4 protein-coding genes are annotated in these 4,220 nt (G+C 72.3%); all 4 read left to right on the top strand.

The window, feature by feature from the left end; all coding sequences use genetic code 11:
• The first annotated feature begins 87 nt into the window (after positions 1-87).
• Genes SLAV_RS10245 through SLAV_RS10230 form a run of 4 tightly spaced genes read left to right on the top strand, consistent with a single transcriptional unit; the run spans position 88 to position 4,211 of the window.
• Positions 88-1,062, top strand: coding sequence for an ornithine carbamoyltransferase (locus SLAV_RS10245; protein WP_037688384.1), 975 nt, complete (start codon positions 88-90; stop codon positions 1,060-1,062).
• The gene (locus SLAV_RS10240; protein ID WP_051841337.1) at positions 1,059-2,420 is read left to right on the top strand and encodes an MFS transporter; all 1,362 of its coding nucleotides are present in this window, start codon (positions 1,059-1,061) and stop codon (positions 2,418-2,420) included. The genes SLAV_RS10245 and SLAV_RS10240 overlap by 4 nt, the downstream gene beginning before the upstream one ends.
• Before the next feature lie 5 nt (positions 2,421-2,425).
• Complete coding sequence (locus SLAV_RS10235) at positions 2,426-3,388, top strand: TauD/TfdA family dioxygenase (RefSeq protein WP_234333834.1); 963 nt, start codon at positions 2,426-2,428, stop codon at positions 3,386-3,388.
• A gap of 49 nt (positions 3,389-3,437) precedes the next feature.
• On the top strand, positions 3,438-4,211 hold the full coding sequence (locus SLAV_RS10230; protein ID WP_037688387.1) for a thioesterase II family protein: 774 nt from the start codon (positions 3,438-3,440) through the stop codon (positions 4,209-4,211).
• Positions 4,212-4,220 lie beyond the last annotated feature (9 nt).

Here is a 4,220-nt window from a genome sequence, read left to right as displayed (position 1 = left end):
CCGTTGCCGGGCCGGCCCCCGCCGGGGCCGGCCCGGACCCCACCCGCCCCCCTCCCAACCGCCTCCCGAAGCTAAGGACGGCATCCCATGACCACCGCATCGGCAGCCCCCCGCCGGCTGCTCTCCATCGACGACCTCACCGACGAGGACTTGCGTTCCATCGTCACCCGCGGCGCACACTTCGCCGCCGGACGCGGGGCGGCCGAGCGCTCCCTCGCCGGCTGGGTGGCCGGCATCTACTTCAAGAAGACCTCCACCCGCACCCGTACCGCCTTCTCCGCCGGAGCCCTGCGGCTCGGCGCGCAGATCGTCACGTACGGACCCGACGACCTCCAGGTCAACACCGGCGAGACCGTCGAGGACACCGGCCGGGTCATGGCCCGCATGCTCGACGTGCTCGTCGCCCGGACGGCCGGCACGGACGAGGAGCTCCTCGGCCTGACCGGTGGCGGCCGGCTGCCCGTGGTCAACGCGATGAGCGCCGCCGAGCACCCCACGCAGGGGCTCACCGACCTGACCACCCTCCAGCTGACCTTCGGCCGCGTCGAAGGCCTCAGCGTCCTGTACGTCGGCGAGGGCAACAACTCCGCGGCGGCCCTGGCCCTGGCCCTCACCCGATTCCCCGGCACCGCGCTCGAACTGCGCACCCCGGCCGGTTACGGAGTCGAGAAGCAGATCCTGGAACGCGCAAAGGCCCAGGCCGCCCGCTACGGCTCCACCGTCACCGAGACCCACCACATGGAGGGCCTGCCCGTCGACGTCGACGTCGTCTACACCACCCGTTGGCAGACCACCGGCACCACCAAGCCCGACGCCGACTGGCGCGAGCGCTTCGCCCCCTTCCAGGTGACCCCCGCCCTGTGGAAGCACGCTCCGAAGGCCGTCTTCATGCACGACCTGCCCGCCCACCGGGGCGAGGAGGTCGTCGCCGAGGTCCTCGACGGCCCGGCCAGCATCGCCTTCGACCAGGCCGAGAACAAGATGCACAGTGCGATGGCCGTCCTGGAGTGGATCCGCCACGGCGCCCTCGCCGACGCGACCGGTGGGGCGGTGCGGTCATGACCACGGCACCCGCCCCCGTCAGATCCGGCGAGCCCGAGCAGGCCCGCCCCGTGCCCCTGCGCCGCAACCGCGACTTCATCCTGCTGTGGGTCAGCGCCGGGGCCACCGCCCTCGGCGCCCGCGTCAGCGGCATCGCCTACCCGCTGCTGGTCATCTGGACCACGGGCTCGGCCGGCTCGGCCGGCCTGGTCGGCTTCGCTGCCCTGCTGCCCAACCTGCTGGTCCAGCTGCACGCCGGCGCCGTCGTGGACCGCTTCGACCGGCGCCGGCTGATGATCCTGTGCGACCTCGGCTGCCTGGCGGCCACGGGTGCCGTGGCCGCCGCCGTCCTCACCGGACACCTGTGGATCTGGCTGCTGATGGCGGCCGCGTTCGCCCAGGGCAGCCTGGCGATCTTCTACCGGCTCGCCGAACGGGCCGCCGTACGCCACGTCGTACCGGTCGAGCAGCTCCCGCAGGCCATGTCCGGCAACGAGGCTCGCACGCAGGCGGCCGGCTTCCTCGGCCAGCCCGGCGGCAGCGTCCTGTACGCCGTCAGCCGCTCGGCGCCGTTCCTCTTCGCGACGGTCTCCCACCTGGTGTCGCTGTGCTCGCTGCTCCTCATCCGCAAGAAGTTTCAGGAGGAGCGGACCGAGCAGCCCGGGAACATCACCGCGGAGGTGCGGGAGGGCCTCGCCTGGACCTGGCGCCAGCGGTTCCTGCGCAACGGCATGCTGCTGATCAGCGGGACCAACCTGCTCTTCCAGGTGGTCTCGCTCGCCCTGATCGTCATCATCAAGGAGGGCGGGGGCTCCGCGGGCGTCGTCGGCGTCGTCACCGCCGTCAGCGGCCTCGGGGGCATGTTCGGCGCCCTGACCGGCTCCTGGTGGATCCGTCGCGTCAGCCTGCGCGGCATGCTCATCGGCGGCACCGTGGGCTGGGCCCTGCTCGTCCCGCTCGTGGGCCTGACCGACAACCCGCTCCTGCTCGGCCTGATCTTCCTGGCCGCCGCCATGATCGGCAGCATCACCAATGTCGCCGGCGGCATCTACCAGGTGACGGTCACCCCCGACCGGCTCCAGGGCCGTGTCGGAGCCGCGATGGGCCTGATCGCCACCGGCGCCTCCTCCTTCGGGATGGTGATCGGAGGCTTCGCCCTCGACCACTTCGGCAGCACCCGCACCGTCTTCGGCGTGGCCGCCGGCCTCGGACTGCTCGCCCTGCTGTCCCTGCTGCTGCCGAACGCCGACCTCCCCGGCTTCCCGCCCGAGTCCGACCCCGAGGTCACCGCCGCCCGTACCCCCGTCGTCCCGGCCCCGGCGGGTCCGGCCGCGGGCCCCGAGACCAAGACCCCTTCCGCCCAGAACCGAGAGAAGTGAACGACGTGACCACCGCGATCTTCCCCGCCGCCGACACGGCCCGCACCCCCCTGCTGGAACTGACCTCCGCCGACACCGGGACCGAGGCCACCCCCGAGGGCCTGCTGTCCTACCTCTCCGACACGGAGAACGTCGACCGACTGCTCCTCGCCCACAAGGCACTGGTCTTCCGCGGCTTCGGCCTGACCGCGGACACGGTGGACCGAGCCCTCGACCTGATCCTGCGCAACCGCCTCGCCTACGTCCACGGCAACTCCCCGCGCACCAAGGTCGGCGACAACCTCTACACCTCGACCGAGTACCCGCAGCAGTTCACCATCTCCATGCACAACGAGCTTTCGTACGCCGAGAGCTGGCCGACCCGCCTCGCCTTCTTCTGCCAGCAGGCCGCGGAGACCGGCGGTGCCACTCCCGTCGTCGACGGCGAGGCCTGGCTGGCCGCCCTCGACCCCGAGGTCCGCGAGGCCTTCGCCCCGGGCGTGCGCTACACACAGAACCTCCACGACGGCATGGGGCTGGGCAAGAGCTGGCAGGACACCTTCGAGACCCACGACCGCACCGTCGTCGAGGAGTACCTGCGCGGCACCGGTGCCGACTGGGACTGGCGGCCCGACGGCGGTCTGCGCGTCAGCCTGCTGCGCCCGGCCACCGTCCGCCACCCCGTCACCGGCGCGGAGGTCTGGTTCAACCAGGCCGACCAGTGGCACCCCGCCTCGCTCGGTGACGAGGCCGCCGGCGCGCTCGCCCAGCTCCTGCCGCCGGAGGAACTCCCGCAGTACGTCACCTTCGCGGACGGCAGCCCCATCCCCGACGCCCACGTCCTCCAGGTCCGCGACCGGGGTCTGGAGACCGCCGTCGACGTCGACTGGAACACCGGCGACCTGCTGCTCATCGACAACGTCTCGGTCGGGCACGGCCGCAGGCCCTTCACCGGAGCGCGCCGGATCCTCGTCGCCATGACCGACTGACCGCACGCGGCCGAGCCTGCCCGCACCCCAGACGCACACCGGAGACCCGATGGCCCTGCCCGCCACCACCCTCACAGCAGACACCACACGCTGGTTCCGCCGCCAGGCCCGTACCGCCGCACCGCGGGTGAGGCTGGTCTGCTTCCCCCACGCGGGCGGCGCCGCCAGCCTCTACCGCGACTGGAGCGATGGGCTGCCCAGCGGGATCGAGGTGCTCGCCGCCCGGCTGCCGGGCCGACAGGACCGTTTCCGCGAGACTCCCCTGGAGCACATGGACGAGCTCGCGGACCGGATCGCGGAGGCGCTGCACCCCCTGCTCGACCTGCCGTACGCCTTCTTCGGGCACAGCCTCGGATCCGATGTCGCCTACGAGGTCGCCCGCCGGCTGGAGCGCGACCACGGCAGCACCCCCGAGCGCATCTTCGTCTCCGGGGCCCAGGCTCCGCACCTCGGCGAACCCGTCGACGTCGACTCCTACGACGACCCGGCGCTGATCGCCGAGATCCAGCGGCTCGGCGCACCCCACACCGAACTGCTCGACGACCCCGAACTCGCCGCCCTGCTCCTGCCGTCACTGCGGGCCGACTACCGGCTCAGCGCCCGCTACCGACCCGCCCTTGCCGAACTCGACCCGGTGCGGGCACCTATCACCGCACTCGTCGGGGACGCCGACCCCCTCGTCCCCGTCGACGACGCCCTCCAGTGGTCCCACCTGACGACGGGCGGCTTCAACCACCGGGTCTACCCCGGTGACCACTTCTACCTCGAACGGCACCGCAAGGCCTTGCTGCGCCTGGTCCAAGCCGTTCTCCTGCCGGCCTGAAAAGGAGCC

Origin of the sequence: Streptomyces lavendulae subsp. lavendulae (genome assembly GCF_002803845.1) — a bacterium.
Taxonomy (GTDB): Bacteria; Actinomycetota; Actinomycetes; order Streptomycetales; family Streptomycetaceae; genus Streptomyces; species Streptomyces lavendulae.
Note: the sequence above shows the minus strand (reverse complement) of the source record. Positions and strands in the feature narration are given on the sequence as shown.

What these genes read in the sequence shown, in the direction of transcription:
- SLAV_RS10245 (WP_037688384.1), top strand. Translation starts at nt 88, where the DNA reads ATGACCACCGCATCGGCAGCCCCCCGCCGGCTGCTCTCCATCGACGAC.
- SLAV_RS10240 (WP_051841337.1), top strand. Translation starts at nt 1,059, where the DNA reads ATGACCACGGCACCCGCCCCCGTCAGATCCGGCGAGCCCGAGCAGGCC.
- SLAV_RS10230 (WP_037688387.1), top strand. Translation starts at nt 3,438, where the DNA reads ATGGCCCTGCCCGCCACCACCCTCACAGCAGACACCACACGCTGGTTC.